This window comes from Rhodococcus aetherivorans (assembly GCF_025722975.1).
Classification (GTDB): domain Bacteria; phylum Actinomycetota; class Actinomycetes; order Mycobacteriales; family Mycobacteriaceae; genus Rhodococcus; species Rhodococcus aetherivorans.
Genome location: NZ_CP106982.1, coordinates 658,135 through 685,042 on the forward strand (window position 1 = coordinate 658,135; position 26,908 = coordinate 685,042).

Sequence of the window (26,908 nt, forward strand, 5' to 3'; positions counted from 1 at the left end):
TGCGGGTGCCGAGTGGGGGCCGGGAGGTGTTGTTCGTGGTCATGGCGTCGAGTCAAGACCTTCGAGCGCGCTCGAAGTCAAGCGCGAGCGCTCTCGCACGGTCCGTCGTCGCGGCCGCTCGTCCGGGAGAGGTAGATCTCGATCTTGCCGTCGATCGCGGCGAGGTGCTCGGTCACCTCGTCGAGCTGGGTGAGCACCCGCGCCCGGTGCGCGCGGAGCAGCGCGAGGCGGTCCTGTTCGTTGCCGCCGCCGGCCCGGCAGAGGGCCGCGTACTCGCGGATCTCGCGGATCGGCATGCCCGTCGCCCGCAGCCGGGTCAGCAGCACCACCCAGGAGAGGTCGTCCTCGGTATAGAGCCGGTGGCCGGAGGAGGAGCGGCCGATTTCACGCAGCATGAGGCCGTCGCGCTCGTAATAGCGGAGGGTGTGGGTGGTCAGACCGGTGCGCTCGGCGGCCTCGGCGATGGTCGCAACGGTCGTCGCGGAAGGGGCGGTCGTCATGGCTTCATGATCCGCCTCGGGGGTGGTCCTGCGCTCCGAAGGCGATCCGGGGTGGCCGCATCGGCACCACAGGGTGCCTGTCGAGGACCCGGATGGCGGCCGACGATGGGCGAACCCCGTTTCTCACCACCCTCAGGAGGCTGCCATGAAGACCCGGATCCGCACCACCGTCGCGGTCGTCGCGACCTTGTTCACCGTCGTCCTCGGCACCGCAGGCGCCGCGGACGCCGCCACCGCGAGCGCGTCCGTCAAATGCGGCCACGTGACCATCCACTGCCCGGGCTGAGCACGGGCGGCGTCGGGGACGTCGCCGTTCCCGACGCCGCCCACCGTGGGCGCGGTGCGCGGCCTCCGCGATGACGAACAGATGGATGATGAACAGATGATCGAGACACCCGTGATCGTGGGCATCGTGTCCATCTGCGTCGGATTCGTGCTCTTCGTGCTCGCCGCGAGCGGAACGCGCGGCGGATGGAACAGGAAGCTGACGATCACGCTGTTCGTCCTGTCGGTCCTGTTCCTGACGCTCGTGCCGGTGACCGGTGCGGTCTTCTTCGCCACCTGATTTCCGGTCACCTGTCGAGGACCGAAACTGTCCGCATTCGTCCCTACCGTCGTAGTCGTAGCCGCAGAATCGACATCACGAAGGGCGGAAGCGACATGACCGAGCGGACCCTCTCCGGAGAACGGGCCGACATCCTCGACATGCTGGCCGAGCAGCGGAAGATGTTTCTGATCACCCTCCGCAACCTCGACGACGAGCAGGCCCGCACCCGCAGCACCGTCAGCGACCTGACCCTGGGTGGGCTGCTCAAGCACGTCTCGACCACCGAGCAGCACTGGATCGACACGATCCGCACACTCGACGACACCGCCGAGTTCGACATGGAGTCCGCGATGGAGCAGTACTACATGCGCGACGACGAGACCGTCGCCGGTCTGCTCGAGCGGTACGAGGCGATCGCGGAGCAGACGGAGGCCTTCGTCGCCGGCCTCGCGGACCTCGACCTGCAGGTGCCGCTGCCCACCGCGCCGTGGGCGCCGGAGCGACAGTGGTGGAGCGCCCGAAAGGTGCTGCTGCACATCATCCGGGAGACCGCCCACCACAGCGGTCATGCCGACATCATCCGCGAATCCCTCGACGGGGCGAACACCACCATGCAGCAGGGCACCGACGCCGGCATGACCTTCGACTAGACGTCCGCGCGCGGCGGTGCTTCCCGCGCGCGTCCGTACGAGCGCGGGAAGCACTTTCGGTCGCGGGACGGCAGCCCGATCCGCGACACGCGCACGAATGTCGTTGGCCGTGCGCTCGACACGGAGCAGTATCGGGCCATGTCGGCACTCTGGGACGAAGACGGCCGCGTCGCCTGGGAACTGCACGCGTCCGGGTGGGACTGGGAACAGATCGGTCGCGAACTCGCGTGCCCCGAACACATCGCACGCGAGATGTGCGAGAGACACGGCGCGGTGCTCGCCGAACAGGCGCAGCAGGACCATCCGACGCTGTTCGACCTGCCCTGACGACGGCGACGCGACGGGCACCCCGCCCGGACCTGGCCGAGTGCGGGTGCCCGCCTGCGTCGTCGTCAGTGGGCGGTCGCGACCTCGGCCCCGATCCCGGTTTCCGCGCGCACCAGCATCTCGGCGAACTTCTCGTCCTCGTGCGCGGAGCGTCCGCGTCGCTTCTCGGCCACGAGTGAGCCGACGACGCACGCGGCAAGGCCGAGCGGCATGGTGACGATCACCGGAAGCTGGATCGTCAGGGGTGCCGGGCCGCTGCCGAGCCACAGCGCCTCGGTGAGCATGAGACTGACGATGGTCGAGACCAGGCCGGTGAGGATTCCCCACACGGCACCGGTGCTGTTGAAGCGCCGCCAGTTCAGGCTGAGCACCAGCGACGGCAGGTGGGCGCTGCCGGCCACCATGAACGCCATTCCCATGAAGTAGGTGATGTTCGTGTCGTCGCCGATCAGCATGGTCAGCCCGATCGCGACGGCGCTGAACGCCACCGCACCGAACCGGGCGACACGGGCCTGGGCGTTCTCCTCGCGCGTGCGCGCCGTGACGTCGAGTTCGTCCACCGGCGGCTTGCGGGTCAGCGCCGGCCAGATGTCGCGGGCGAAGGTGCCCGCGGCGGAGATCACCACGCCGGCGACAACGGCGACGATGCTCGCGAACGCGACCGCCGCGACCATCGCGAGGGCGATCGAGCCGCCGATCGTGCCCACGCCCCCGCCGAGTTCGGTGACGAGCACGGGCGCCGCGAGATTGCCGCCGGCGCCGACCCGATCGGCGCCGCCGTCCCCCAGCAGGGCTGCGGCGCCGAAGCCCATCACGATGACGATCAGGTAGAACATGCTGCACAGCGCGACGGTCCAGCCCAGCGAGCGTCGGGCGGTGCTCGCCTCGGGGACGGTGAAGAAGCGGATCAGGATGTGCGCCATGCCCGCCGTGCCGAGCGCGAACGCCAGCGAGTACGAGACGAGGTTCAGCGCGCTGGTCTGCCCGAAGATCAGGCCCGGGGACAGGACGGCCTCGCCCGCAACCGCGTGCTCGGTCGCGGTGTCGAGGACCTTCGGGAAGCTGAACCCGAACTGCGCGAGAATGCCCAGCCCGACCACGATCGCGAGGACCGACAGGATCGTGGACTTGATGACCTGCACCCACGTGGTGGCGAGCATGCCGCCGACGAAGACGTAGATGCCCATGAGGGTGCCGGCGACGATGACGGACAGCCAGAACGGGATACCGGAGACCGACTCGAGCAGCACCCCGGCCGCAACGAGTTGCGCGAGCAACACGAAGGTGCCGGTGGCGATGGTGCTCAACGCCACGACGACCCGCACGCTGCGTGCCTCGGTGCGGAACACGAGTACGTCGGCGAGGGTGTACTTGCCCACGTTGCGCATCTTCTCGGCGAGCAGGAACAGCACGGGCAGGAACGAGATCACCGAGGTGCAGAGGATGACGGCGCCGTCGACGCCCTTGTAGAAGATCAGGCCGGTGGTTCCGAGAAAGCTTCCGGCCGAGATGAATTCACCGGCGATCGCGAAGCCGTTCTGCCAGCTCGAGATCGAGCGGCCGGCGGCGAAGAATCCGTCGGCGCTGCGGGCCCGCCGGGACACGGCGAACGTGACCCACAGGGTCAGCGAGATCACGGCCGCGCAGATCGCGATCGCGAGGTAGTCGGCGTCGCCGGTCATGCCGCACGCTCCTGGTTCTCGAGGACGGCCGCGACGGCGGCGTCGGCGGCGGGCTGGATGTAGATGCGGGTGAGCCGGAAGTAGGCGTAGACGAGGACCCATGTCCCGGCGAACTGGGAGAACACGACCCACAGCGAGAGGGGAACTCCGAGGAGCTCGGTGTCACCGAGGAATTCGGGGAAGTAGGCGAAGCCGACGAGGAAGGACGCGAAGAGCGTGATCGCGAGGGCGCCGAGGGAGTTGGTGACGGTGCGCCGGCGGCGGCGCAGTTCGACGACCTCGGGCAGGGAGAGCATCGCGCTCCAGGTCGGTTGCGTTCCGGTCTGCAACTCGGTCACGGCCGCACCGCCGCCCGGCGTGCCGTCTCCAGTGCGAAGAGGTTCTCGTCCCAGCCCTGCTCGAGCGGACCGAAGAAGTGGAAGCGGACCTGCTTGACCCGGTAGCGCCAACGACCGTCGACCTTGACCACCTCGTCGGTGTAGCGGCCGGCGGCGATGGCGGGGGCGCCGTCGGTCACGCAGGGCTGCCACAGGAAGGACCGCACGGTGGCGCGGTCGCCGTCGAGGTCGATCTCCATGTTCGTGATGAAGTGCCAGAACGTGGTCAGCCCTCCGGCGGCGAGGCCCGCGAAGAACTCGCGCATCTCGGCCTTGCCGCGGGGATGGGACAGGCCGTCGAACTCGCCGTCGTCGGTGAACAGGTCCATCAGGGCGTCCCAGTCGCCGTCGTCGAGGTGACGGCAGTAGCGGGCGTCGAGCGAACGGATCGCCTCGAGGTCCTCGAGGCGGGTGATGCGCTCGGTGAGCGTGATGTCGGGGATGGTGGTCACAGGTGCGCCCTCCGAAGAAGTGGTTAACGCATGTTCATGTGAGGTGGACCATAGACGTGCGGCAACCGCACCGTCAAGACCGGCTTCTTGCTGGTCCCGACCTGGGCCTCTACCCTCCATCTCATGAACACTCGATCGGGCACGACCCTGATGGGCGTCCGGGACCGGATCCTCGACGCGGCGCTCGACGAGTTCTTCGCGGCCGGTTTCCACGGCGCGACGATGCGCACCATCGCCAATCGTGCTGGTTGCAGCGCTGCGAACGTCTACAACCACTTCGAGAACAAGTCGGAGTTGCTCGTCGAGATCCTCCGGGCGGCCAGCGACGAGCAATTCACCGCCACGCGCAACGCGCTGCGCAAGGCGGGTACGGATCCTGCCGAGCGCTGGCGGGCCGCCGTGGTGGCGCACGCGCTGTTCACCGCCCGTAATCCGCGTGAGTGCCTGGTGGCGAACACCGAGCTCCGGTATCTCGGCGAGGTGGATCGCAAGCGGGTGGTCGGTTCGCGGGACGCGCAGGAGCAGCTGTTCGTCGAGATCGCCGAACAGGGTTCCCGGATAGGGATTTTCGATGTTCCGCACGTGCACCAGGCCGTGACCGCGGTCCTCACGATGTGCGCCGGTATCCCGCTGTGGTTCCGCCCGGACGGGCCGCTCGGCGCGGCCGAGGTGGCCGACGACTACGGCCGGTACGCGCTCAACCTGCTCGGATACCGCCCCGCCTGAACTCCGGCGTTGACGCCCGGGCGGGGGCGTGCTGTACTTGGTGAACAAGCGTTAATAACCAGATTCTGGTTCACCGAGGGAGTCCCCCATGACCCACCGGCCGTCGCAGCCCCGTACCGACACCCCGCGGTACCTCACCGAAGAGCGCCTCGCCATCCGCGACCTCGCCCGTGACTTCGCCATGACGAAGGTGCTGCCCGTCGCCAACGAGCTCGACCCCGTCCAGGGCACCATCCCCGACTCGCTGAAGAAGGAGATGGCCGAGATCGGGTTCTTCGGCATCATGATCCCCGAGGAGCACGGCGGCCTCGGTCTCGGCGTGTTCGAGTACTGCCTGGTCGCCGAGGAGCTGTCCCGGGCCTGGATGAGCGTGTCCGGTCTCCTCGCCCGCGGCAACGGCATGGGCGGTGGCTTCACTCCCGAGCAGGAGGCCGCCCTGCTGCCGAAGGTGGCTCGCGGCGAATACCTCGGCGCGTACGCCCTGTCCGAGGCGGAGGCCGGCTCCGACGTCGCCAACATCTCCTGCCGGGCGACCCGCGACGGGGACGAATGGGTCGTCAACGGCACCAAGATGTGGTGCACCTACGCCGACGAGGCCGACTACCTGGTGCTGTTCGCCCGCACCGATCCGCACAAGGATCCGGCCAAGCCGCACCGCGGGATCAGCGCGTTCCTCGTCGAGAAGCAGCGCGGCGTGTTCCCGGAGGGAATCTCGGGCACCAAGGTCCGCAAGATCGGCTACTTCGGCTGGCACACCTGGGAGCTGTCGTTCGACAACTTCCGCATCCCCGCCGGCAAGATGCTCGGCGAGGAGGGCAAGGGTTTCTATCTCGCCGTCTCCGGGCTCGAGGTCGGCCGGGCCCACACCGCGGCCCGCGCGATCGGCCTCGCCCGTGCGGCCCTCGAGGACTCGATCGCCTACGTACACACCCGGCGCCAATTCGGCCGTCCCATCGGGGACTTCCAGCACCTGCGGTTCAAGATCGCGAAGATGGCGGCCGACATCGAGGCGGCCCGCCAGCTGATGTACTCCGTGGCCACCGACATCGACACCGGGCGGCGCTGCTCGCTCGAGGCGTCGATGTGCAAGCTCGTCGCCACCGAGATGGCCGAGCAGGTGACCAGCGAGGCCGTGCAGATCCACGGCGGTGCCGGCTACACCACGGACTTCCAGGTCGAACGGCACTGGCGCGACGCCCGCCTGACGAAGATCTTCGAAGGCACCAGCGAGATCCAGATGCGCATCATCTCCGACGAGCTGCTCGGAAGGCCGGAAACCGCATGAGCACCACACTGAACACCCTCCGCGTCGGCGATCGCACCGCCGGTTCCGGCCGGATGGCCGCCGACCTGCTCGCAGAGTCCGGAATCGTCCTCCCGACAGGGACGTTCGCGCTCGGGACCGTCGCCGCCGAGCTGCTCACCCCGCCCGTGCCCGCCGCGCACCGCACGGGACTGCGCTGGACGGCGATCACGCCGGTCACGGCGGTGGACCGGATCCGGTCGGAGGCCGTCGTCACCCGCGTCGAGGGCACCACCGCCGAGCGGTTCGTCCGCGTGCTCGATGCCGCCGGCGCCGTGCGGGAGGAGGGCACCGAGACCTGGCGGCTCGCAACGCCATCCGAACCTGTTCCGGCACTGGACTTCTGCACTCCGGCCTGGGGTGAGCTGCTCCGTGACCACCTCGAGGCCGACCCCGCCTTCGGGTCCGCCCTGGCCACCTGGGACGGCACCGTCGGCCTGCGCTGCGGCGACCGGGAACTGCACCTGCGGATCTACCGCGGCCGCATCGTCGACGTCACGCGGCGCACCCCGCACGGGGCCACCTTCACGTTCGTCGCACCCGACCACACCTGGGTCGACCTGATCCTCGGTGCGCACGACGACTTCATGCGCCGCGCAATCGGCGGCGAATTCTCCTGCACTGGAGACGGATACGAGTACCTCCGGCTCACCAAACCGCTGAACCTGATCATCGGCCACGCCCGTGCCGTCGCGAGAAAGGCCCGCTCATGATCGAGGCCCGTTACCTGGACATCGACGGAGCCCTCGGATTCGTCGAGATCGTCACCCCCGCCGGCGAACACGCCCCCGACACGCTTCCCACCGTGCTGTGCATCCACACCGCCGGGCAGAGCGGGGTGCAGTGGCGGCACGTCGCCCACGACCTCGCGGCCCGCGGCTACCGCGTGCTCGTGCCCGACCTGCCGGGACACGGCCGATCCGAGCCCGCCCCGGACGGGCCGGTCACCAGCCTCACCACGTACGGCGACTGGCTCACCGCCCTGCTCGACGCGCTCGACGTGCACCGGCCGTACGTGCTCGGCTGCTCGATCGGCGGCAAGCTGACCCTCGAACTCGCCACCCGACCGGACCGGCCGCTCGCCGGCGCCGTCGCGATGGAGGCCGAGGCCGGCCCCGGCCGCGTCAATGTCTCGGGTCTGCGCCGCGAACTCGAGGACGTCGCCGGGCCGTCGCGCGCCGAACGCACCTATCTGGGCACCCTCGCCTCCGTCGGGCGTTCGGTACCCGCCGCGACGGCGCACCGGATCGCCCTCATGCACAAGCGGGAGGACCCGGAGATCTCGTCGTCCGACCTCATCGGCTGGGGCACCCACGACGTGCGCGACCGGCTGCCGCTGCTGACCTGCCCGCTCCACCTCGTCGTCGGGGCCGACGATCCGTGGCTCGACCCGGACGCCGTCGCGGACCTCGCCGTCCGGATCAACGACATCTCGCCGGGACGGGCGCGGTTCACCCGGCTCGACGGCGTCGGCCACTACCCCATGGAGGAGGTGGAGGACTTCGCCGTCCTCGCCGACTCGTGGCTGACCGACCTGCGGGGCGCCACCGCGGAGGTGCTGTCGTGACCGCGACCACCACCTCCGGACTGGCCGCGTTCCTCGACGACCTCGTCGCCGCCGATCCCGGTGCCGTCGCCACCTACGACGTCGCCGACGGGCGGCTGCTGATCTGCAACAGGGCGGAGCTGCGGCGCCGCGTGCAGGCGGTGCGGGCCGAACTCGCGGCCGTCGGCGTCCGGCGCGGCCGGTGCATCGCGGTGCTGTTGCCCAACTGGTCCGACGCCCTCGTGTGGCAGTTCGCGGCCGCGGCGCTCGGCGCCCACGTGATCGGCGTGAACACCCGCTACAACACCGCCGAGGTGGCCCACATCCTCACCGCGGCGCGGCCGGCGGTCGTCGCCGTCGCGGCCGGCTTCCACGGCCTGGACCTGTTCGGCACGCTCCGTGCCGCCTCGGAGGTCGCCGCGGTGCCGGCTCCCGCGGTCGCGGTCGTCGCCGGACCCGGCGGGGGATCCGCCGATCCGGCCCCCTTCGACCTCGGCGCCGGGTCCTGGTGCGCGGGCGGCGGCGACACCCGCGGCGTGCGCGCCCCGGACACGCCCGACACCGCGACGCTCACGCCCGCCGGCGCGGAGGACGATCCGGCGGACCCGCTGGCCGTCGCGTTCACCACGTCCGGCTCCACCGGAACCCCCAAGCTCGCCGCCCACCGCGACTCGGCGATCGTGCGGCACGCTCGCGCCGACGCCGCGATCATGCGGGTCGAGCCCGGCGACGTCGCGCTGTGCGTGCTGCCGGTCTCCGGGGTGTTCGGCTACAGCACCGCCATGGCCGCGCTCGCCGGCGGTGCCGCGCTGCTGATGGAGCCGGTCTTCGATGCCGCGGCGACCCTGCGCCGCATGGAACAGCTGTACGTCACGCACGTCGTCGGGGGCGACGACCTGTTCGGCCGGCTCCACGACACGTGGCACGCCGAGATGCGCGCCGACCTGTCGGCGCTGAAGTGGCTCGGCATCGCCGACTTCCTCGGCCGCTCGCACGAGATCGCCCGCTGGGCGCGCGACGAGTTCGGCGCCCACACCTCGGGCGTGTTCGGGTCGTCCGAGGTGTTCGCGCTGGCGTTGCTGTGGTCGGCCGGCGACCCGGAGTCGGTGCGCTGGAACGGCGGCGGCCGCCCGGTCGACCCGTCGGTCGACGTCCGCATCGCCGACCCGCTCGACGACCGTGTCCTCCCGGACGGGGAACAGGGCGAGCTGCAGGTGCGCGGCCCCAACGTCGTCGACGCCTACCTCGGCAACCCCGATGCCGCCCGCCGCGCATTCACCGCCGACGGCTGGTTCCGCAGCGGCGACCTCGCCGTCGCGACCGGAGACGGCGGCTACACCTACGTGTGCCGGATGGGAGACGTGCTGCGGCTGCGGGGGTTTCTCGTGGACCCGGCCGAGATCGAGCACCGTCTCGCCGAACACCCCGGGGTGCGGACCGCGAAGGTCGTCGGCATCACCGGCGAGGGCGGCTACACCCGGGCGGTGGGGTTCGTCGTCCCCGTCGAGGACGCCGTCGAGTTCGATGCGGCATCGCTGAAGGCGTGGTGCGCCGAGACGCTGGCCGCGTTCAAGGTGCCGGCGACGATCCACGTGATCGAGACGATGCCCACGACGGTGGGCGGCAACGGCACCAAGATCCGCGCCGTGGAACTGCGTGAGTGGGCGCAGCAATGGACCGACCGCGAAAGGGACTTCAGACGTGACCGCAACTGATGTGACCGCAACCGATGTGGTGATCTGCGAACCGCTGCGCACACCGGTGGGCCGGTACGGCGGGGCGTTCGTCGACGTCCCCGCCACCGACCTCGCCGCCGGGGTGATCTCGGAACTGCTGGCGCGCACGGGCATCGACCCGGAGTCGGTGGACGACGTGATCTTCGGCCAGTGCTATCCCAACGGCGAGGCCCCCGCGATCGGCCGCGTCGCCGCGCTCGACGCGGGCCTGCCGGTGACGGTGCCGGGCCTGCAGCTCGACCGCCGGTGTGGGTCCGGGCTGCAGGCCGTGCTCGACGCGGCGATGCGCGTGCAGACCGGCGTCGCCGACGTCGTGATCGCCGGTGGCGTCGAATCCATGAGCCGCGCCGAGTACTACACCGAATCGATGCGGTGGGGTGCCAAGGGGGCTCCGGCCGCCCTGCACGACCGCCTCGCCCGCGGCCGGGTCACCGCCGGCGGCCGTCACCATCCCGTCCCCGGCGGGATGCTCGAGACCGCCGAGAACCTGCGCCGCAAGTACGGCATCGGCCGACGCGAACAGGACGAGCTGGCCGTCGAATCGCACCGGCGCGCGGTGGCCGCCATCGAATCCGGGGTGTTCGCGCAGGAGATCGTGCCGGTGGCGGTGCCCCAGCGCAAGGGCGACGACCGCATCGTGGACCGGGACGAGCATCCGCGCGCGGACGCCTCCGTCGACACCCTCGCGAAACTGCGGCCGATCATGGCGGCGCAGGATCCGGAGGCGACGGTGACCGCGGGCAACGCCAGCGGTCAGAACGACGGTGCCGCAGCCTGTCTCGTCACCACCCGCGCGCAGGCGGACCGCCTGGGCCTGCGTCCCCTGGGCCGGTTGGTGACCTGGGCGGTGGCCGGCGTCGCGCCGGCGGAGATGGGCATCGGCCCGGTGCCGTCCACCGAGAAGGCCCTGAAGCGCGCCGGCCTGACGCTCGCCGACATCGACCTGATCGAACTCAACGAGGCGTTCGCGGCGCAGGCACTCGCGGTGACCCGTGAATGGAACTTCGGGACAACCGATTTCGAGCGGACGAACGTCAACGGTTCGGGAATCTCGCTCGGCCACCCGGTCGGGGCGACCGGCGTGCGCATCCTCGCCACGTTGCTGCGCGAACTGGATCGTCGCGGGGCGCGCTACGGCCTCGAGACGATGTGCATCGGTGGCGGGCAGGGGCTGACGGCGATCTTCGAAAGGGCCGCATGACGACCCGGCCGCTCGAGGGGATCCGCGTCGTCGACCTGTCGAGCTTCGTCGCCGGTCCGACCGCCGGGCGCATCCTCGCCGAGCTCGGTGCCGACGTGGTCCGTGTCGATCCGGTCGCCGGCGCGGTCGACGGCGGGCGGTGGCCCCTCGCGGAGTCGGGGGCGAGCCTGTACTGGACGGGGTTGAACCAGGCGAAGCGGTCCGTCGCGGTGGACCTGCGCAGTGCGGACGGTCGTGCCGTCGTCACCGAGCTGATCGCCCGGTCCGGGGTGGTGCTCGAGAACGCGGCCCACGCACCGTGGCTCGCCCACGAGGTGCTCGCCGCGCGACGACCCGACCTGATCCACCTGCACATCGCCGGCAATGCCGACGGCACCCCCGCCGTGGACTACACGGTCAACGCCGCTGTCGGGCTGCCTCTCATGACCGGGCCCGTCGATGCTGCGGCCCCGGTGAACCACGTGCTCCCGGCCTGGGACCTGATCACCGGGGTGCAGGCGGCCCTCGGCATCGTCGCCGCGCTGCGCAGGCGGGACCGCACGGGGGAGGGCGCGTACCTCGAGCTCGCGCTCGAGGACGTCGCGGTGTCTGCGGTCGCGAGCATGGGCTGGCTGGCCGAGGCCGAGGAACGCGGCTCGGCCCGCGATCGGCAGGGCAACGCGCTCTACGGCAGCTACGGGTCCGACTTCGCCACGGCGGACGGCCGCGCCGTCATGGTTGTCGGCCTCACCCCCGCACAGTGGCGATCGCTCGTCGAGGTCACCGGCACCGCCGAGGTCTTCGCGGCGCTCGAACGGCACCGCGGGCTGCGGTTCGCCGACGAGGGTGACCGCTACGCCGCGCGCGACGAGATCACGGCGATCCTGCGTCCGTGGTTCGCGGCGCGCACGCTCGCCGAGATCGAGAAGGAACTGTCCGGCAGCCGGGTGCTGTGGGCGCCGTACCGGACCATGGACGAGGTGGCCGCCCGCGAGTACGCGGTGATCGAACGCGTCGAGCAGCCCGGCGTCGGCCCGGTGCCGACGGCGCGCTCCCCGTTGCGCTGGGACGGGACGTACACCGAGGCGCGCCCGGCGCCGCGCCACGGGCAGCACACCCGAGAGGTACTCGAAGAACTCGGTCTCTCCCCCGAGCGTGGAGACGAACCCGGCGGAGCGCGCTGACCGCGGCCGTGTCGAGTGCGCTGAGCGCCGTTCGGTCCGGTGACGAGCCCGGTCACTCCTCGGCGAAACCGCCGAAGAACAGCGCAACGAGCACGTCGGTGAACTCGTCGGTGGTGTATCCGTCCCGTCCCGGCCAGTGCATGCTCGCCCACAGCGCGTCCCGCACCGTGCGGTAGAAGACCTCGGCGGGGATGTCGGAGCGGAAGCTGCCGTCGGCGACGCCGGTGGCGATCGTGGTCAGCCAGTAGTCGCGCACCGTGCGCGACGGTGCGTCGACGACGTCGAGCAGGCCGTTGTCGCGCAGGTACTGCCGGTTCTGCTGGTAGATCGCCGTCGGATGGGGATGCTCCTCGATCACGACGAGGGTCTGGTGGATCAGGCCGCGCACAGTCTCGCGGGGACTCGTCGAGGTCTCCACGACGCGCCGGAAGCGCTGGTCGATGTCGGCCATGAAGCCGCTGAGGATCTCGGCGACGAGTGCATTCTTGGATCTGAAGAAGTGGTACAGGCTGCCGGAGAACACTCCGGCGCGTTCGCCGATGTCGCGGACCGTCGTCGGCCCGATCCCCTTGGTCGCGAAGAGTTCGGCCGCGAGCCGCATGATCTCGTCGCGTCGGTCCGACGTCATGGTTACCTCACCTTCCGATTCGCCGGTTCGGCGCGAGTTTTCCGCCCTCTGTTCCAACTGAGTGGGAGTGGGCAGTCCTGGCGGGGCGCCCGCGCCTACGGTACTGCACCAAGCGCTTGCTCAAGAAAGGTGGTGCGGACATGCCGACGCTGGAACAGGAGTTGGAACGCGAGTTCGAACAGTACGTCGGGAAGGTGGCCGAGCCCGCCCGGGTGGCCCGGTACGCCGTCGACGAGGCGATGATCCGGAACTGGGTCGAGGCCCACGACGACTACAACCCCGTCTACGTCGACCGGGACGCGGCCCGCGCGACCGGACGACCGGACGTGGTGTGCCCGCCCGCGATGATCTCGACGTGGGTGATGGCCGGCTACCGCCGCTGGCGCGAGGTGCAGCGGCTGCGCGCCGAAGGACGGACCGAGGACTTCGCCTACTCCGCGCTGATGACACTGCTCGACCGGCACGGCTTCACCTCCGTCGTCGCCACCAACGCCGAGCAGGACTACCACCGCGAACTCGTCCCGGGCGACCACGTCACCGCGCACTTCACCATCGAGTCGATCTCCCCGGTCAAGCACACCGGCCTGGGCCGCGGCTGCTTCGTCACCCTGCACAAACGCTACGAGAACCAGCACGGCGAACTGCTCGTCGAGGAGCGGTTCCGATTGCTCCGCTTCAATCCGAACACCACCGAGGAGGCGTGATGACGGCCGTTCCCAGGTTGACCGTCACCCAGGACAACGAGTTCTGGTTCGCAGCCGCCCGCGAGGGCCGGCTCGAGATCCAGCGCTGCAGCGACTGCGGCGCGCTCCGGCATCCGCCGGGACCGGCGTGCCCGAAGTGCCGCTCCTTCAAATGGGACGCTGTCGAGTCGTCGCGCCGCGGCACCCTGCACAGCTGGACCGTGATCCACCACCCGAAGGACCCGTCCTTCGACTATCCCCTCGCGGTCGGGCTGATCGACCTCGAGGAGGGCATCCGGATCGTCGCCGACATCGCCGGGGTCGAGCACGACCGGCTGCAGATCGGCATGGAGCTCGAGGTCGGCTTCGCCGAGCACGCGCACGGCGAAATCCTGCCGCAGCTGCGTCTTCCGGGCGGAGGTGCCGCATGAGCCTGCCGACCGTGTCCGTCGGCACCGAACTGCCGGCACTGGACCTGCCCCTCGATCGCAGCACCATCGTCGCCACCGCCATCGCCTCCCAGGATTTCGAGGACGTGCACCACGATCCGGGCGCAGCCGGAAAGCGCGGCACGCCCGACATCTTCATGAGCATCAACTCGACGAACGGATTCGTCGACCGCTACATCACCGACTGGGCCGGGCCGACCGCCCGCATCCGCCGCGTCGCACTGCGGCTGGGCGTCCCCAACTTTCCCGGCGACACCATGCGCCTGACCGGGACGGTGACCCGCGTCGACCCAGGCGCCGTCACCGTCGAGGTGCTCGGCCGTAACGCCCGAGGAACGCACGTGACCGCCGAGGTCACCGTCGCACCGTACGAAGGACAGACACGATGAGCGGCAGGATAATTCCCGGCGGGGGCTTCGCCCGCAGGGCGGCGATCGTCGGCATCGGCGCCACCGAATTCTCCAAGAACTCCGGGCGCAGCGAATGGCAGCTGGCCTGCGAGAGTGTGCTCGCCGCGCTCGAGGACGCACAGATCGGCGTCGAGGAGGTGGACGGCTTCGCGCTGTTCACGATGGAGACCAACCCCGAGATCGCGGTCGCCCGCGCACTCGGCATCCCCGAACTGACGTTCTTCAGCCGCATCCCGCACGGCGGCGGCGGCGCATGCGCACCCGTGCAGCAGGCGGCGCTCGCCGTCGCGAGCGGTGTCGCCGACGTCGTGGTCGTCTACCGGGCCTTCAACGAACGTTCCGGCACCCGGTTCGGCGCCGGCCCGCCGCCGTTCGCCTACACGGCCAACACCGATCAGGAATACCGCAACTGGATCAATCCCTACGGGCTGCTCACCCCCGCCCAGCAGGAGGCGTTCCTCGCCCGGCGCTACATGCACAAGTACGGCGCGACCAGCGCCGACTTCGGCCGCATCTCCGTGCTGTCGCGCAAGCATGCCGCAAACAACCCCAAGGCATGGTTCTACGAGCGGCCCATCACCCTCGACGAGCACCAGAACTCCCGGATGATCGCCGACCCGCTGCGGCTGCTCGACTGCTGCCAGGAGAGCGACGGCGGACAGGCCCTGGTGATCGTCAGCACCGAGCGGGCCCGCGACCTGCCGCACCCGCCGGCCGTCGTCTCCGCCGCCGCGCAAGGCGTCGGGCCCCAGCAGATCTCCATGAGCAGCTACTACCGCGAGGACATCGACGAGATGCCCGAGGTCGAGCTGGTGGCACGGCAGCTCTGGGATCAGGCGGGCATCGATCCGGACGACATCGACGCCGCAATCCTCTACGACGCGTTCACCCCGATGGTGCTGCTGCAACTCGAGGAGTACGGGTTCTGCGCCCGCGGCGAGGCCAAGGACTTCATCGCGGACGGCAACCTCGAACTCGACGGCCGTCTGCCCGTCAACACCCACGGCGGACAACTCGGCGAGGGATACATCCACGGCGTCAACGGAATCGCCGAGGGCGTGCGGCTGATCCGCGGCACGTCGGTGAACCAGCCCGGCAAGGACGTGGCGAACGTTCTGGTCACGGGCGGCTCCCCGGTGCCGCACAGCGCACTCGTGCTCTCCACCGACAACTGACCGACCACCCATCCAGAGGAAGTCCCGACATGACCGAACGCATCACCTATGCCCGCGCCACCCACGGCGAGGACGAAATCCGAGCGGTGGTCGACGTCCTGCGCAGCGGCCATCAGGGGCTGCGCATCGGCAAGAACGTCCTCGAGCTCGAACGCCGCATCCCCGAGCTGTCCGGGAAACAGTACGGCGTGATGTGCAACTCCGGATCCTCCGGCCTGTACCTCGCGGTCGAGCTGCTCGATCTGCCGAAGGGCAGCGAAGTCATCACCTCGCCGCTGACCTTCTCCACCGACGTCGCGCCCCTCGTGCGCGCCGGCCTGATACCGGTCTTCGTCGACGTCGAACCGAACACGTTCAACGTCGACGTCACCAGGATCGAGGCGATGGTCACCGACCGGACCCGCGCCGTGCTCATCCCGAACCTCGCCGGCAACTGCCCGGACTGGGACGCGATCCGGGCCGTCGCCGACCGGCACGACCTGAAGGTGATCGAGGACACCTGCGACACCCTCGGCGCCCGGCTGCGCGGCACGCCCACCGGCGCGCGCGCCGACCTGACCGTCACCAGCTTCTCCATGGCCCACATCATCACGTGTGCCGGCACCGGCGGCATGGTCATGATGGACGACGAGCAGACCCGCGATCGCGCACTCCTGCTGCGCCGGTGGGGACGTCGATCCGAGCCGAACCTGTTCGGCAACGGACGTGGACGCGTCTTCCGGGAGGATCTGGACGGGGTCGACTACGACAACGACTTCATCTTCGACCTGCTGCCGTGGAACTTCGAGCCGTCCGAACTCGGCGCCGCCTACGGTGTCGTGCAGCTGAACAAGCTCGCGCAGAACTACGAGCGGCGCCGCAAGACCTTCGCGGAGTTCACCGCCGCGTACGGCGCCTACCCCGAGTTCTTCAGCACGCCGGTGGAGACCGATGAACTCGACACCGCCTGGTTGTGCTATCCCGTCACGGTCACCGCCGACGCCCCGTTCTCCCGTAGCGACCTGCAGGAATTCGTCGACGCGCAGGGCATCGACACGCGAACCGTGTGGAGCGGCAACATCACCCGCCACCCGATGATGGCGGGCGTCGAGCACCGCGTGCCGGACGAAGGCCTGCCCGAGGCCGATGCGGTGTTCGAGCGCGGCATGACGCTCGGCATGAGCCACGGGCTGTCCGACGAGGAGGTCACCCGCGTGACCGACGCGATCCACGCCTTCGCCGCGAAGTGGAGGTGACCGCCGTGCCGTCTCGTTTCACCGGCCGCATCTGCGACAGCCTCGGCCTCGTCGACGAATTCGGGCGCGAGGTCCGCGGGCTCGACAATCGGCAGTGGACCCGGGTGCAGGTGCCCGCATGAAGCCCGTGATCGTCGACGCCGCACGCACCCCCTTCGGCAAGCGCGACGGCTGGATCTCCGGTCTGCACGCCGCCGAGTTGCTCGGTCTCGCGCAACGCGGCGTGCTCGACCGGCTCGACCTCGATGCCACCCTCGTCGAGCAGGCCGTCGGCGGGTGTGTCACCCCGATCGGGGAGCAGTTCGGCAACATCACCCGCACCGCGTGGATGCACGCCGGCCTGCCGTCCCACACCGGGACCACCACCATCGACGCCCAGTGCGGCACCGCGCTGCAGGCGGTGCATCTCGTCGCCGGGCAGATCGCGCTCGGCACCCTCGAGGTCGGCCTGGCGTGCGGCGTCGAACTGATGTCGCGGGTCCCGCTCACCTACAAGGTCGGCACCGGCGCCGGCACCCCGCGGCCGGCGTCGTGGTCGGTGGACACCCCCGACCAGTACACGGCGGCCGATCGCATCGCCCGGCACCGCGGCTTCTCCCGCGAGGACCTCGACGCGTTCGGCCTGCGGTCGCAGCAGCGGGCGCGCGACGCCTGGGACGCCGGGTGGTTCGACCGGCAGATCATCCCCGTCGCCGTCCCGAGCGACGACGGCGACACCACGGTCACCCGGGACCAGGGACTGCGCGAGACCGGCATGGAGGCGCTCGCGCGGTTGCGTGCCACGATCGAGGGCGGTCTCCACACCGCCGGCACCTCGTCGCAGGTGTCCGACGGGGCGAGCGCCGCGGTCCTGATGTCCGAGGACAGGGCACGTGAACTCGGTGCGGCGCCGCGGGCCCGGCTGCTCGCGCAGTGCGTCATCGGCGGCGACACCGAGTTCATGCTCGACGGTCCGGTGGCCGCGGCGCAGGTGCTGTTCGACCGCACCGGGATGACGGTCGCCGACGTGGACCTGTTCGAGGTCAACGAAGCCTTCGCGGCCGTGCCGATGTCGTTCGCCCAGGTGCACAAGGTCGACCCGGACGTGCTCAACGTCGGCGGCGGTGCCATCGCCCTCGGTCACCCGGCCGGCGCCACCGGAATCCGGCTGCTGGCCACCGCGATCGACGAACTCGAACGCCGGGACCGGCAGGTCGCGATGATCGCCATCTGCGCGTCGGCTGCCACCACGTGCATGATTCTGGAACGGATGTAAGTCATGGCCATTGCACTCGACGCCGACCATCGCGACCTTGCCGACTCCGTCGCGGGCCTCGCCCGTCGCCATGCCCCGATCGAACGCACCCGCGCCGCGTTCGCCGACCTGGCGGCGGGCAAGCGGCCCGAGATCTGGGATGCGTGCATCGCGCAGGGCCTGCACGCCCTGCACCTGCCCGAGGAGCACGGCGGCGGTGGGGCGGGACTGCCGGAACTCGCGGTCGTGGCCGAGCAGTTCGGCCGCGCCCTGGTACCCGGGCCATGGGTGTCCACCGTCGTGGCCGGCGCGCTGACCGCCACCCTCCCGGCCGAGGGCACCGCGGCGGAGTTGTTGCGGCGGTTCGCCGACGGAGCGACCGGTGCCGCCGTCACCACCCCCGGTCTCGTCGCGATCACGTCGGGGCGGGGATGGACGGTCACCGGTGTCTCCGAGCCGGTGCTCGGGTTGCCCGGCGCCGACGAGGTGATCGTGCGCGCCACCGCCGACGGCGCGCCCGTGTGGTTCAGGCTCCCGCCCGCGGCCGGAGAGGTCGAGCTCGCCGACGGCGTGGACCCCACCCGCTCGGTGGGACGACTGCGACTGTCCGGAGCGGCGATCACGCCCGAGCACCTGCTCCCGGCGATCGACGACGACGACGTGCAGCTGATCGTCAACACCGTGCTCGGCGCCGAGGCGGCCGGGCTTGCGGCGTGGGCGCTGGACACCGCCGTGGACCACGTCCGCAACCGGCACCAGTTCGGCCGCCCGGTGGGCAGCTTCCAGGCCGTGCAGCACAAGGCTGCGATGATGCTGGTGCGTAGCGAGATCGCCTGTGCCGCAGCGTGGGACGCGGCCCGGTCGGTGCAGCAGGGCCGGGAGCAGCAGCGGCTCGCGGCGGCGCAGGCAGGACTGACGGCAGTGCCGGCGGCCGTCGACGTGGCGCTCGAATGCGTCACCCTGCTCGGCGGTCTCGGCTTCACCTGGGAACACGACGCGCACCTGTACTGGCGACGGGCACTGTCGATCGCCTCCGTCGCCGGCCCGGAGGACGTCTGGGCACGCCGGCTCGGTGAGCTCGCACTGTCGGACGAGCGCGACTTCTCCTTCGTCGAGGCCGATGCGCTACCGGAGCTGCGCGCGCAGGTCGGCGCCGTCCTCGACGAGGTACGTGCACTGCCGGACGACGCGGTGCACAGCGACGGATGGGCGCCGGCGCGAGGCGGGGCACGTCGCGCCCGCCTCGCCGAGGCCGGTCTCGTCGCGCCGCACTATCCCCGGCCGTACGGGCTGGCCGCCGGACCGCAGGAGCAGGCCGTGATCGCGGACGAATTCGCGCGCCGCGGCCTCGAACAGCCGACCACCGTCATCGGCGAGTGGGCCCTGCCCACCCTGCTGCTGCACGGCAGCGAGGACCAGCAGCGCCGCTTCGTCGCGCCCACCCTGCGCGGCGAGATCGTCTGGTGCCAGTTGTTCAGCGAACCGGGCGCCGGCTCGGACCTGGCCGGGTTGTCCACCCGGGCCCGCAAGGTGGACGGCGGCTGGATCCTCACCGGACAGAAGGTGTGGAATTCGATGGCGCACGAGGCGGATTGGGGTATCTGCCTGGCCCGCACCGATCCCGATGTGCCCAGGCACGAGGGCATCTCGTACTTCCTCGTCGACATGCGCAGCGACGGGCTCGACGTGCGGCCGCTGCGGCAGGCGACCGGGCGCGCGGAGTTCAACGAGGTGTTCTTCGACGACGTCTTCGTCCCCGACGACTGTCTGGTCTCCGAACCGGGGCAGGGCTGGCGCCTCGCGGTGACCACGCTCGCCAACGAACGGCTCAGCATGGGCACACAGCTCGCGCACGGCGCGGCCGCGCGGGTGCGCGACCTCGTCGAGTCGGGCCGCTACGCCGCCGGCCGCGACGACGCGTTGCGCGTCCTCGGCCGCAACACCGGCCGCGAGATGGCCCTGTCGGCGATGAACCTGCGCAGCGTGCTGCGACGGTTGTCCGGTCTCGACGCCGGCGCGGAGATCAGCGTCCAGAAGGTCTTCAGCGCCCTCGCCCAACGCGACGGCTCGCGCGGGCTGGTCTCGCTGCTCGGCCCGGTCGGCGCCGTCGACGACGACGGCCACATGCTCGACCACATCGGCCTGCCCGCGGTGCTGTTCGGCGGCGGCACCATCGAGATCCAGCTCAACGTGATCGCCCGTCGCGTGCTGGGACTGCCGCGCTGACACCGAATCCATCACACGAACCTGGAGGGGCCATGCACCCGGAACTGTCCGACAACTCACGTCGGCTCCGCACCGAACTGCGCAACTACTTCGCCGAGATCATCGACGACGACGACCGGCGCGCACTCGTCGATCAGACCGAGGGCGGTCCCGTGTTCGACCGCATCCTGCGGCGGATGGGCCGCGACGGGTGGCTCGGTCTCGGCTGGCCCACCGAATACGGCGGCCGGGGAGAGGATCCCGAGGCCCTGTACGTGTTCTACGACGAGGTGATCCGCGCCGGCGCACCGCTGTCGCTCGTCACCCTCAACACCGTCGCGCCGGCGCTGATGAAGCACGGTACCCAGGCGCAGAAGGACTTCTTTCTGCCGCCGATCCTGGCGGGCGAACTCATCTTCGCCATCGGCTACACCGAACCGAACGCGGGCACCGACCTCGCCTCGTTGCAGACCCGCGCCCGCATCGAGGGCGACGAACTGGTCATCAACGGCAACAAGATCTTCACCAGCGCCGGAGTCTACGCGGACTGGATCTGGCTGGCCGTCCGGACCGATCCGGACGCGCCGCGGCACGAGGGCATCTCGGTGGTGCTGGTACCGACGTCGGCGGCCGGGTTCTCGGTGACCGAGATCCACACCGTCGGTGGCATCAGCACCTCCGCCACCTACTACGACGACGTCCGCGTGCCGCTGACCAACGTCGTCGGCGAGCTGAACCAGGGCTGGGGCCTGATCACCAACCAGCTCAACCACGAGCGGGTGGCGCTCGCCGCCCGCGGTGGCATCGCGAACGAGTTGTACGACGCCGTCCTGGCCTGGGCGCAGTCCGAGCCCCTGGGCGCCGGGACGGTCTACGACCTGCCCTGGGTGCGCGCCAATCTGGCGGAGACGTACGCGCTGCTCAGCGCCGCCGATCTCGTCAACCTCCGGCTCGTCGCGGACGTCGCCGCGAACACCCTCGGCGGCGGTGATTCCGCGGCGGCGAAGATCTTCGGCACCGAGGCGGTCGTCACCGCCTACGGCAAGATGCAGGAGATCCTCGGCGTGCGGGGTCTGCTCCGGCCCGGCAGCCCCGGTGCCGTCCTCGAGGGACGCGTCGAAACCCTGGCGCGCAGAGCCCAGAACAACACCTTCGGCGGCGGCACCAATGAGGTGATGCGCGAGATCGTCGCCGCCAAGTGCCTCGGCATGACGCTCGCCGCCCGTCGCCGCACCGACGCCCCCACCAGCACGAGGAGCTGACATGGATTTCGAACTCGACGACGACCTGACGAGTGTGCAGGACCTGGCGTCCCAGCTCTTCCGGCAGCTCGCGCCGGTCGATCGGGTTGTCGAGGTGGAAAAGAACGAGGGCGGCTTCGACGCGAAGCTGTGGAGTGCCCTGGCCGACGCCGGTCTGCTCGGCATCGCGGTGCCGGAGGAGTCCGGTGGCGCCGGGATGGGCCTGCTCGGCCTGATCACGGTGCTCGAACAGCAGGGCCGGCACGTGGCGCCGGTACCGCTGTGGTCGGTGACGGCGGCCGCATCGGCGATCGTCCGTTTCGGCACGGCCGAACAGGTCGAACGCCTGGTCCCCGGCATCGTGGACGGATCCCGACCCGTCGTCGCGGCGTTCGATGCGCCCTACGGTGAACTCACCTCGCTGTCGGCGGTGAGCAAGGGCGACGACCTGGTCGTCAGCGGAACCGTCGCCGGTGTGCCCGCCGCAGCCGTGGCCGCCGCGACGATCGTTCCGGTCCGGTGCGACGACGGGTCGCTCGCCGTCGCGGTGATACCGACCGGGGCGGACGGGGTCACGGTGGAACCGGTCGCCGCAACCGACCGCGGCAGCCTCGCCCACGTCCGGTTCGACGACGTCGTGGTGCCCGCGTCCGATCGCCTGCCGGGCGACGGCGCGGAGACGGTCACCTGGGTGCGCCGCCGGATCCAGCTCGCGCTCGCCGCGGTGCAGCTGGGCGTGTGCGGGCAGGCGTTGAAGACGACGGCCGAATACACCTCGCAGCGAATCCAATTCGACCGTCCGCTGTCGACCAACCAGGCGGTGGCGGTGCGGGCCGCAGACGCCTACCTCGACACCGAGGCGATCCGGCTCACCACCCGGAGGGCGGCGTGGCTGCTCGACGCCGGACGGGAGCAGGAGGCCGAATCCGCGGTTCTCGTCGCCACATGGTGGGCGTCGCGCGGCGGTCTGCGGGTGGTGCACGCGACGCAGCACCTGCACGGCGGTATCGGTGCGGACGTGGACTACCCGATCCACCGCTACTTCCTGTGGGGACGGCAATTGTGCTTCACCCTCGGCGGTGCGGACGCCACCGCGGCCGAGCTGGGAGACGTCCTCGGATCCGCACCCGGAATCGGGGCGCCCGCATGACGAACGCCGGGCAGCTCGTCACCGGCGCGAGCCGCGGCACCGGCCGGGCGATCGCTCGAGATCCACTTCGGCGCGGACGAGGCGCGCCCGGCTGGTCGCGAACGCCCTGCACGAGGGCCCGCCCGACAGCGTGCACGGCGGGTTCAGCGCTCACCTGCTGGACTGCATGCTCGGCATCCTCATGCAGGCACGGGGCAGTCGTTCGCTGACGGCGTCGCTCGACCTGCGCTACCTGCGGCGCACGTCGCTCGACGAGCCGCTGGATCTGTATTCGCGGATCGTCGAGATCGAGGGCCGGAAGACCGTCGCCGGGGGTTGGATCGAATGCCGCGGTGAGTGCACGGTCGAGGCGCGGGGAGTGGTCGTCCGCGTCGAGGAATGACCGGTTCCGTCGACGGAACAGTGTGCAGGCAGCTCGAATTCGCGGCGCGCCGGACGACCTCCGGCGCGCCGCCACGTTCTAGTTCACGACACCCACGTGCGTTCGGTGCGACAGACGGGTCCGCGCGGTGGAACCGGGCCGGCCGGGTGTGAGCATCCGCGAGGTGCGGCGCGCGGTGGCCCAGACCATCGGTGCGATGTGGGCGAGTTCGATCGTTCCGCGGCACGCCACCGAGATCGCACCCACGACGCCGTCGGGACCGACAACCGGTGCGGCGACCGCGCTGATGGACATGGGGCACGCGTGGCCGGGCACGAACGCGAGACCCTGCCGCTGGCGCACCCGGTTCAGACGGTCGTGCAGTGTCGACAGGTCGGCCCGGGACCGTACGTGCGGTCCGGCCGTCATGAGGGCGTCGACCTTCTCCGGCTCGAGACCGGCGAGCAGCGCCCGTCCGCTGACGGTGCTCTCGGCCGGCAGCCGGGCCGCGACCTGGGAGGGGATGCCCGCGCTCGCCGTGCCCCCGATCCGGTCGAGGAAATAGACGGACGAGCCTTCGAGCACCGTCAGGTGCGCGACTCCGCCGGTGCCGATCTGCAGGTCGTTGAGCATCCCCGCCGCTGCGGCGCGCAGCTGCGAGTAGTCCCGGGGTCGGGCCATCGTCTGCATCCGCAGACCGGGGCCGTATCCGCGGGAGTCGTGTTCGACCCAGTGAAGGTCGACGAGCTGGGTGAGCAGGCGGAAGGCGGTCGAGCGGGGCAATCCGGTGGCGGCCGTGATCTCCTCGAGGAACATCCGGTCGGGACCGGATGCGAACACGTCGAGGATCTGGGTGAACCGTTCCGCCACGCTGGGGCGTTGCTCGCGCGGCATGTCCGACGTCGGAATCGAGTCACTACGCGTCACTGTCAATGTCTGGCCTCCTTCGGTGCAGTTTACCTAGCATTTGCTTGGTGCGCTATGCGGAATGCGGTGCACTCCCGTCAGGCGGGAACGGGCCGTGTCTGCTGTGACTGCTCTGATGTGATGCGCTCGTACAGAATCGAGGCGTTGCAGCCGCGGCGACATTTCCGCACCGGACGGTTCCCGGCGGTGCGTCGAACCGGACGGCAGGCGCCGCATGCTGCACACAGCGGAGGTGGACGGTGGAGACATTCACGGACGTACTGCTCGCGCGGCGAGGCGACCCGAAAGTCGGACTGCGTTTCGAGGGGAGGGACTGGACCTGGGACGAGGTGGTGTCCGAAAGCGCCTGTAGAGCAGCCGCTCTCGAGGCGATCGTGACCGACCCGGCCGGTCGGCAACGCCACGTCGGGGTCCTGCTGGACAACGTGCCCGATTTCGTGTTCTGGATAGGAGCCGGGGCGCTCGCCGGCGCCGTCGTAGTCGGAATCAACGCCAGCCGCGGCGGGCCCGAGATCGCTCACGACATCGCCCACGCGGACGTCGACCTCCTCGTCACCGAGAACCGGCTCGCGCACCTGGTCCACGGTGAGGAGCACGGCCTTGCGGAAGAGCGGATCCTGAACGTCGACTCGGACTCCTACGCCGAACTGCTCGCACCGTTCCGCGGCGTGGAGCCGCCCGCCGCGACACCGTCGCCTGAGCAACTTGCCCTTCTGCTGTTCAGTTCGGGATCGACCGGGGCGCCCAAGGCGGTCGTCGTCGGCCAGGGGCGACTCGGCCGGCTGATCGACGTTCTCGTCGACCGGACACAGATGCGCCGGGACTCGGTCGCCTACCTGTGCATGCCCTTGTTCCACGGCAATGCGCTCATGCTCAACCTGGGCACGGCGATGCGCGTGGGGGCCACGGTGGCGATGGTCCGCAAGTTCTCCGCCTCGCGTTTCGGGGACGACATCCACCGGTACGGCGCGACGTTCGTCAACTACGTCGGCCGGGCCCTGTCCTACGTGCTGAGCCGGCCCGAGGATCCCCGGGACCGGACGGGCACACTGGAACTGGCGTTCGGCACCGAGGCCTCCGAGGCCGACGTCACGCGTTTCGCCGAGCGATTCGGCTGCACGGTGATCGAGGGTTACGGCCTCAGTGAGGGAGTGTTCCGGATCAACCGCACGCCCGGGACTCCGCCGGGCTCGCTGGGCCTGCCCGCCGGCGACGCCGACGTCCGGATCCTGGACGAGGCGACCGGACACGAATGCCCACGCGCCCGGTTCGACGCCACCGGCCGGCTGACGAACCCCGAGGCGGTGGGGCAGATCGTCGCGGTGGGGGCTGCCGGCATGTTCGAGGGCTACTACAAGAACCCGGGGGCGATGGCGGACCGCGTCCGGGGCGACGACTTCTGGTCCGGGGATCTCGGATACCGGGATGCCGACGGGTACTTCTACTTCGCCGGCCGCTCCTCCGACTGGCTACGGGTCGACAGCGAGAACTTCTCCGCGGCACCGATCGAACGGATTCTGCAGCGTCATCCGGCGGTCCTGTCCGCCCCGGTCTTCGCGGTGCCCGATCCGGTCACCGGCGACCAGGTCATGTGTGTACTCGAACTGTCGCCCGGCGCGCACCTGGACGGGCGACAGTTCGGTTCGTTTCTCGCTGCGCAACCGGACATGGGCGACAAGTGGTGGCCGCGGTTCGTGCGGATCGTCGAGCGAATCCCGTTGACAGGCAGCAACAAGGTGAACAAGGCGCCGTTGCGGTCCGCGGCGTGGCGCACCGACGATCCGGTCCTGGTCCGGGTGGGACGAACCAGCGAGTACGTTCCGTTCGACGAGGACGCGCGGGACCGCCACGAGGCCGAGTTCGTCGCGCACGGCCGGGCAGGACTGCTTCCGGCCCGATCGGTGGCCGCAACCCCGGTCGCCTGACCGGAACGACGGCACCCCGAGCCGGGCGGGGCGATCGGCGAAGTACCCGGAGACCTGTGCCTCGAGTTCGTCGCCGGTGCCCGGGGAGCGGCCCGCTCGGTGCTCGGGGGGAGCGGCCCGCTCAGTGCTCGGGGGGAGCGGCCCGCTCAGTGCCGGGGGGAGCGGCCCGCTCAGTGCCCGGGCGTCCGGTACGCGGCGTTGCGATGCACCGCGTCGTCCATCTCCTGCGGGGTGAGCAGCCGGATCGGCACGGAACGCGCGATGCCGGACGCCCGGGTGCGGAACTCGAGCGTGGCCGCGGCGAGGTCGTCGGGCACCTCCCCGATGACGTAGAGGTCGTGCCCGCCGAGTGCGAAGTGCACGGACTCGACGCTGCCGCCCACGCTCTCGACCATCTCGGTGATGGCGGAACTACGGACGGAACCACCCTCGGAGAGCAGCCCCTGCGCGCCCTCCGGGGTGTAGGTGACCTGCCACAGGTACTTCGGCATGTTCTCAGCTCCTCGGCTGTCGGACCATTCCATGGTCGGGCTCGTGGACCCTCCCATCGTCGGCCCGGAGGCCCTGTCGCGGGATGGTTTCCGCCGGAACCGGCGTAGGTTCGTGATCGAACATCCGCCACCGTCCGCCGAGGAAAGGACCACGCCGTGCCCGAAGCCCCGCTGCCGCAGGCCGTCGCCGAGATGCTGGCCCAGCCGAATTACGCCACGATCAGCACGTTGCGCGCCGACGGACATCCGGTGTCGGTGCCCACCTGGTATCTGTTCGAGAACGGCCGCATCCTGGTCAACATGGACGGCGGTCGCACCCGCCTCGGGCACCTGCGGCGCGATCCCCGGGTCAGTCTCAGCGCCATGGACCCGACGGACTGGGTGACGCACGTGAGCATCCAGGGCCGGGTCACCGAGTTCGCCGACGACCCGGAACTGACCGACATCGACCGGATCGCGCGGCACTACACCGGCAAGCCGTACGGGGTGCGCAACCGGCCGCGGGTGAGTGCCTGGATCGACATCGACCGCTGGCACGCGTGGGGCCGGCTCAAGGACGTCGCCTGAGCCGGCCCCGGGCGGCC

The 26,908-nt window shown here is 70.4% G+C and carries 30 protein-coding genes; 23 read left to right on the forward strand and 7 right to left on the reverse strand.

Annotated features, from left to right (window positions below; genetic code table 11):
* Positions 1 to 77: 77 nt before the first annotated feature.
* Positions 78 to 500 carry a MerR family transcriptional regulator gene (locus tag OCS65_RS03050; RefSeq protein ID WP_029546595.1) on the reverse strand — a complete coding sequence of 141 codons (423 nt, stop codon included), beginning with the start codon at positions 498 to 500 and terminating at the stop codon, positions 78 to 80.
* Positions 501 to 645: 145 nt separating this feature from the next.
* Between OCS65_RS03050 and OCS65_RS03055 the strand changes: the two genes are divergently transcribed.
* From OCS65_RS03055 to OCS65_RS03070, 4 genes are all read left to right on the forward strand, one after another.
* Positions 646 to 786 (forward strand): hypothetical protein, encoded by a 141-nt coding sequence (locus OCS65_RS03055; RefSeq protein ID WP_263508755.1) that lies wholly within the window; start codon positions 646 to 648, stop codon positions 784 to 786.
* Between the two features lie 96 nt (positions 787 to 882).
* Entirely contained in the window at positions 883 to 1,065 is a 183-nt protein-coding gene (locus OCS65_RS03060; RefSeq protein WP_006941721.1) for a hypothetical protein, read from the forward strand.
* Between the two features lie 95 nt (positions 1,066 to 1,160).
* On the forward strand, positions 1,161 to 1,697 hold the full coding sequence (locus OCS65_RS03065) for a DinB family protein (protein ID WP_050036084.1): 537 nt from the start codon (positions 1,161 to 1,163) through the stop codon (positions 1,695 to 1,697).
* 138 nt (positions 1,698 to 1,835) lie between these two features.
* Positions 1,836 to 2,024, forward strand: coding sequence for a hypothetical protein (locus tag OCS65_RS03070; RefSeq protein WP_003938775.1), 189 nt, complete (start codon positions 1,836 to 1,838; stop codon positions 2,022 to 2,024).
* Positions 2,025 to 2,089: 65 nt separating this feature from the next.
* On the opposite strand, the gene OCS65_RS03075 is transcribed toward OCS65_RS03070, so the two are convergent.
* Genes OCS65_RS03075 through OCS65_RS03085 form a run of 3 tightly spaced genes read right to left on the reverse strand, consistent with a single transcriptional unit; the run spans position 2,090 to position 4,535 of the window.
* Positions 2,090 to 3,706 (reverse strand): solute symporter family protein, encoded by a 1,617-nt coding sequence (locus OCS65_RS03075; RefSeq protein ID WP_006941717.1) that lies wholly within the window; start codon positions 3,704 to 3,706, stop codon positions 2,090 to 2,092.
* Positions 3,703 to 4,044, reverse strand: coding sequence for a DUF485 domain-containing protein (locus OCS65_RS03080; protein ID WP_006941716.1), 342 nt, complete (start codon positions 4,042 to 4,044; stop codon positions 3,703 to 3,705). Before OCS65_RS03080 ends, OCS65_RS03075 begins: the two co-directional genes overlap by 4 nt.
* On the reverse strand, positions 4,041 to 4,535 hold the full coding sequence (locus OCS65_RS03085) for a nuclear transport factor 2 family protein (protein WP_006941715.1): 495 nt from the start codon (positions 4,533 to 4,535) through the stop codon (positions 4,041 to 4,043). Before OCS65_RS03085 ends, OCS65_RS03080 begins: the two co-directional genes overlap by 4 nt.
* Before the next feature lie 123 nt (positions 4,536 to 4,658).
* Here OCS65_RS03085 and OCS65_RS03090 point away from each other — a divergent pair, with 123 nt between their 5' ends.
* The 7 genes from OCS65_RS03090 to OCS65_RS03120 all read left to right on the forward strand — a co-directional run bounded on the left by OCS65_RS03090 (position 4,659) and on the right by OCS65_RS03120 (position 12,210).
* Positions 4,659 to 5,261, forward strand: coding sequence for a TetR/AcrR family transcriptional regulator (locus OCS65_RS03090; protein WP_029546592.1), 603 nt, complete (start codon positions 4,659 to 4,661; stop codon positions 5,259 to 5,261).
* 88 nt (positions 5,262 to 5,349) lie between these two features.
* A complete protein-coding gene (locus OCS65_RS03095; protein WP_006941711.1) occupies positions 5,350 to 6,546 on the forward strand; it encodes an acyl-CoA dehydrogenase family protein in 1,197 nt (398 codons plus the stop codon).
* The gene (locus OCS65_RS03100; protein ID WP_263508763.1) at positions 6,543 to 7,277 is read left to right on the forward strand and encodes a hypothetical protein; all 735 of its coding nucleotides are present in this window, start codon (positions 6,543 to 6,545) and stop codon (positions 7,275 to 7,277) included. The genes OCS65_RS03095 and OCS65_RS03100 overlap by 4 nt, the downstream gene beginning before the upstream one ends.
* A complete protein-coding gene (locus OCS65_RS03105) occupies positions 7,274 to 8,131 on the forward strand; it encodes an alpha/beta fold hydrolase (protein ID WP_263508765.1) in 858 nt (285 codons plus the stop codon). Before OCS65_RS03100 ends, OCS65_RS03105 begins: the two co-directional genes overlap by 4 nt.
* Complete coding sequence (locus OCS65_RS03110; RefSeq protein WP_043803128.1) at positions 8,128 to 9,825, forward strand: AMP-binding protein; 1,698 nt, start codon at positions 8,128 to 8,130, stop codon at positions 9,823 to 9,825. The genes OCS65_RS03105 and OCS65_RS03110 overlap by 4 nt, the downstream gene beginning before the upstream one ends.
* Positions 9,812 to 11,047, forward strand: coding sequence for an acetyl-CoA C-acetyltransferase (locus OCS65_RS03115; RefSeq protein WP_006941705.1), 1,236 nt, complete (start codon positions 9,812 to 9,814; stop codon positions 11,045 to 11,047). The genes OCS65_RS03110 and OCS65_RS03115 overlap by 14 nt, the downstream gene beginning before the upstream one ends.
* Complete coding sequence (locus tag OCS65_RS03120; RefSeq protein ID WP_043803132.1) at positions 11,044 to 12,210, forward strand: CoA transferase; 1,167 nt, start codon at positions 11,044 to 11,046, stop codon at positions 12,208 to 12,210. The genes OCS65_RS03115 and OCS65_RS03120 overlap by 4 nt, the downstream gene beginning before the upstream one ends.
* 52 nt (positions 12,211 to 12,262) lie before the next feature.
* On the opposite strand, the gene OCS65_RS03125 is transcribed toward OCS65_RS03120, so the two are convergent.
* Positions 12,263 to 12,838, reverse strand: coding sequence for a TetR/AcrR family transcriptional regulator (locus tag OCS65_RS03125; RefSeq protein WP_006941703.1), 576 nt, complete (start codon positions 12,836 to 12,838; stop codon positions 12,263 to 12,265).
* A gap of 140 nt (positions 12,839 to 12,978) precedes the next feature.
* Between OCS65_RS03125 and OCS65_RS03130 the strand changes: the two genes are divergently transcribed.
* The 10 genes from OCS65_RS03130 to OCS65_RS03175 all read left to right on the forward strand — a co-directional run bounded on the left by OCS65_RS03130 (position 12,979) and on the right by OCS65_RS03175 (position 23,002).
* Entirely contained in the window at positions 12,979 to 13,542 is a 564-nt protein-coding gene (locus OCS65_RS03130; RefSeq protein WP_006941702.1) for an FAS1-like dehydratase domain-containing protein, read from the forward strand.
* Complete coding sequence (locus OCS65_RS03135) at positions 13,542 to 13,952, forward strand: Zn-ribbon domain-containing OB-fold protein (RefSeq protein ID WP_006941694.1); 411 nt, start codon at positions 13,542 to 13,544, stop codon at positions 13,950 to 13,952. Before OCS65_RS03130 ends, OCS65_RS03135 begins: the two co-directional genes overlap by 1 nt.
* Positions 13,949 to 14,359: a hotdog family protein gene (locus OCS65_RS03140; RefSeq protein ID WP_006941693.1), complete on the forward strand. Its 411-nt coding sequence runs from the start codon at positions 13,949 to 13,951 to the stop codon at positions 14,357 to 14,359. Before OCS65_RS03135 ends, OCS65_RS03140 begins: the two co-directional genes overlap by 4 nt.
* Positions 14,356 to 15,555: a lipid-transfer protein gene (locus tag OCS65_RS03145; RefSeq protein ID WP_102800566.1), complete on the forward strand. Its 1,200-nt coding sequence runs from the start codon at positions 14,356 to 14,358 to the stop codon at positions 15,553 to 15,555. The genes OCS65_RS03140 and OCS65_RS03145 overlap by 4 nt, the downstream gene beginning before the upstream one ends.
* A gap of 29 nt (positions 15,556 to 15,584) precedes the next feature.
* A complete protein-coding gene (locus tag OCS65_RS03150) occupies positions 15,585 to 16,790 on the forward strand; it encodes a DegT/DnrJ/EryC1/StrS family aminotransferase (protein ID WP_006941691.1) in 1,206 nt (401 codons plus the stop codon).
* 118 nt (positions 16,791 to 16,908) lie between these two features.
* Positions 16,909 to 18,045 carry a steroid 3-ketoacyl-CoA thiolase gene (locus OCS65_RS03155; protein WP_029546581.1) on the forward strand — a complete coding sequence of 379 codons (1,137 nt, stop codon included), beginning with the start codon at positions 16,909 to 16,911 and terminating at the stop codon, positions 18,043 to 18,045.
* 3 nt (positions 18,046 to 18,048) lie between these two features.
* Positions 18,049 to 20,250: an acyl-CoA dehydrogenase family protein gene (locus OCS65_RS03160; protein WP_231772320.1), complete on the forward strand. Its 2,202-nt coding sequence runs from the start codon at positions 18,049 to 18,051 to the stop codon at positions 20,248 to 20,250.
* A 32-nt stretch (positions 20,251 to 20,282) separates the two neighbouring features.
* Entirely contained in the window at positions 20,283 to 21,491 is a 1,209-nt protein-coding gene (locus tag OCS65_RS03165; RefSeq protein ID WP_006941685.1) for an acyl-CoA dehydrogenase family protein, read from the forward strand.
* A gap of 1 nt (position 21,492) precedes the next feature.
* Entirely contained in the window at positions 21,493 to 22,620 is a 1,128-nt protein-coding gene (locus tag OCS65_RS03170; RefSeq protein WP_029546579.1) for an acyl-CoA dehydrogenase family protein, read from the forward strand.
* A gap of 130 nt (positions 22,621 to 22,750) precedes the next feature.
* Positions 22,751 to 23,002: a hotdog fold domain-containing protein gene (locus tag OCS65_RS03175; protein WP_231772321.1), complete on the forward strand. Its 252-nt coding sequence runs from the start codon at positions 22,751 to 22,753 to the stop codon at positions 23,000 to 23,002.
* Between the two features lie 78 nt (positions 23,003 to 23,080).
* Here OCS65_RS03175 and OCS65_RS03180 read toward each other — a convergent pair whose 3' ends face one another.
* Positions 23,081 to 23,908 carry an IclR family transcriptional regulator gene (locus OCS65_RS03180; RefSeq protein ID WP_231772322.1) on the reverse strand — a complete coding sequence of 276 codons (828 nt, stop codon included), beginning with the start codon at positions 23,906 to 23,908 and terminating at the stop codon, positions 23,081 to 23,083.
* 239 nt (positions 23,909 to 24,147) lie between these two features.
* On the opposite strand from OCS65_RS03180, the gene OCS65_RS03185 reads away from it, so the two are divergent.
* Positions 24,148 to 25,833, forward strand: a complete 1,686-nt coding sequence (locus OCS65_RS03185; protein ID WP_231772323.1) for an AMP-binding protein — start codon at positions 24,148 to 24,150, stop codon at positions 25,831 to 25,833.
* Positions 25,834 to 26,003: 170 nt separating this feature from the next.
* Here OCS65_RS03185 and OCS65_RS03190 read toward each other — a convergent pair whose 3' ends face one another.
* Positions 26,004 to 26,324, reverse strand: a complete 321-nt coding sequence (locus OCS65_RS03190; RefSeq protein WP_010594059.1) for a GYD domain-containing protein — start codon at positions 26,322 to 26,324, stop codon at positions 26,004 to 26,006.
* Positions 26,325 to 26,480: 156 nt separating this feature from the next.
* Between OCS65_RS03190 and OCS65_RS03195 the strand changes: the two genes are divergently transcribed.
* A complete protein-coding gene (locus OCS65_RS03195) occupies positions 26,481 to 26,891 on the forward strand; it encodes a PPOX class F420-dependent oxidoreductase (RefSeq protein ID WP_231772324.1) in 411 nt (136 codons plus the stop codon).
* Positions 26,892 to 26,908: the final 17 nt, after the last annotated feature.

What these genes read in the sequence shown, in the direction of transcription:
- OCS65_RS03050 (WP_029546595.1), bottom strand. Translation starts at nt 500, where the DNA reads ATGACGACCGCCCCTTCCGCGACGACCGTTGCGACCATCGCCGAGGCC.
- OCS65_RS03065 (WP_050036084.1), top strand. Translation starts at nt 1,161, where the DNA reads ATGACCGAGCGGACCCTCTCCGGAGAACGGGCCGACATCCTCGACATG.
- OCS65_RS03190 (WP_010594059.1), bottom strand. Translation starts at nt 26,324, where the DNA reads ATGCCGAAGTACCTGTGGCAGGTCACCTACACCCCGGAGGGCGCGCAG.
- OCS65_RS03160 (WP_231772320.1), top strand. Translation starts at nt 18,049, where the DNA reads ATGGCCATTGCACTCGACGCCGACCATCGCGACCTTGCCGACTCCGTC.
- OCS65_RS03055 (WP_263508755.1), top strand. Translation starts at nt 646, where the DNA reads ATGAAGACCCGGATCCGCACCACCGTCGCGGTCGTCGCGACCTTGTTC.
- OCS65_RS03095 (WP_006941711.1), top strand. Translation starts at nt 5,350, where the DNA reads ATGACCCACCGGCCGTCGCAGCCCCGTACCGACACCCCGCGGTACCTC.
- OCS65_RS03125 (WP_006941703.1), bottom strand. Translation starts at nt 12,838, where the DNA reads ATGACGTCGGACCGACGCGACGAGATCATGCGGCTCGCGGCCGAACTC.
- OCS65_RS03165 (WP_006941685.1), top strand. Translation starts at nt 20,283, where the DNA reads ATGCACCCGGAACTGTCCGACAACTCACGTCGGCTCCGCACCGAACTG.
- OCS65_RS03150 (WP_006941691.1), top strand. Translation starts at nt 15,585, where the DNA reads ATGACCGAACGCATCACCTATGCCCGCGCCACCCACGGCGAGGACGAA.
- OCS65_RS03140 (WP_006941693.1), top strand. Translation starts at nt 13,949, where the DNA reads ATGAGCCTGCCGACCGTGTCCGTCGGCACCGAACTGCCGGCACTGGAC.
- OCS65_RS03070 (WP_003938775.1), top strand. Translation starts at nt 1,836, where the DNA reads ATGTCGGCACTCTGGGACGAAGACGGCCGCGTCGCCTGGGAACTGCAC.
- OCS65_RS03170 (WP_029546579.1), top strand. Translation starts at nt 21,493, where the DNA reads ATGGATTTCGAACTCGACGACGACCTGACGAGTGTGCAGGACCTGGCG.
- OCS65_RS03135 (WP_006941694.1), top strand. Translation starts at nt 13,542, where the DNA reads ATGACGGCCGTTCCCAGGTTGACCGTCACCCAGGACAACGAGTTCTGG.
- OCS65_RS03105 (WP_263508765.1), top strand. Translation starts at nt 7,274, where the DNA reads ATGATCGAGGCCCGTTACCTGGACATCGACGGAGCCCTCGGATTCGTC.
- OCS65_RS03120 (WP_043803132.1), top strand. Translation starts at nt 11,044, where the DNA reads ATGACGACCCGGCCGCTCGAGGGGATCCGCGTCGTCGACCTGTCGAGC.
- OCS65_RS03090 (WP_029546592.1), top strand. Translation starts at nt 4,659, where the DNA reads ATGAACACTCGATCGGGCACGACCCTGATGGGCGTCCGGGACCGGATC.
- OCS65_RS03145 (WP_102800566.1), top strand. Translation starts at nt 14,356, where the DNA reads ATGAGCGGCAGGATAATTCCCGGCGGGGGCTTCGCCCGCAGGGCGGCG.
- OCS65_RS03155 (WP_029546581.1), top strand. Translation starts at nt 16,909, where the DNA reads ATGAAGCCCGTGATCGTCGACGCCGCACGCACCCCCTTCGGCAAGCGC.
- OCS65_RS03130 (WP_006941702.1), top strand. Translation starts at nt 12,979, where the DNA reads ATGCCGACGCTGGAACAGGAGTTGGAACGCGAGTTCGAACAGTACGTC.
- OCS65_RS03075 (WP_006941717.1), bottom strand. Translation starts at nt 3,706, where the DNA reads ATGACCGGCGACGCCGACTACCTCGCGATCGCGATCTGCGCGGCCGTG.
- OCS65_RS03060 (WP_006941721.1), top strand. Translation starts at nt 883, where the DNA reads ATGATCGAGACACCCGTGATCGTGGGCATCGTGTCCATCTGCGTCGGA.
- OCS65_RS03100 (WP_263508763.1), top strand. Translation starts at nt 6,543, where the DNA reads ATGAGCACCACACTGAACACCCTCCGCGTCGGCGATCGCACCGCCGGT.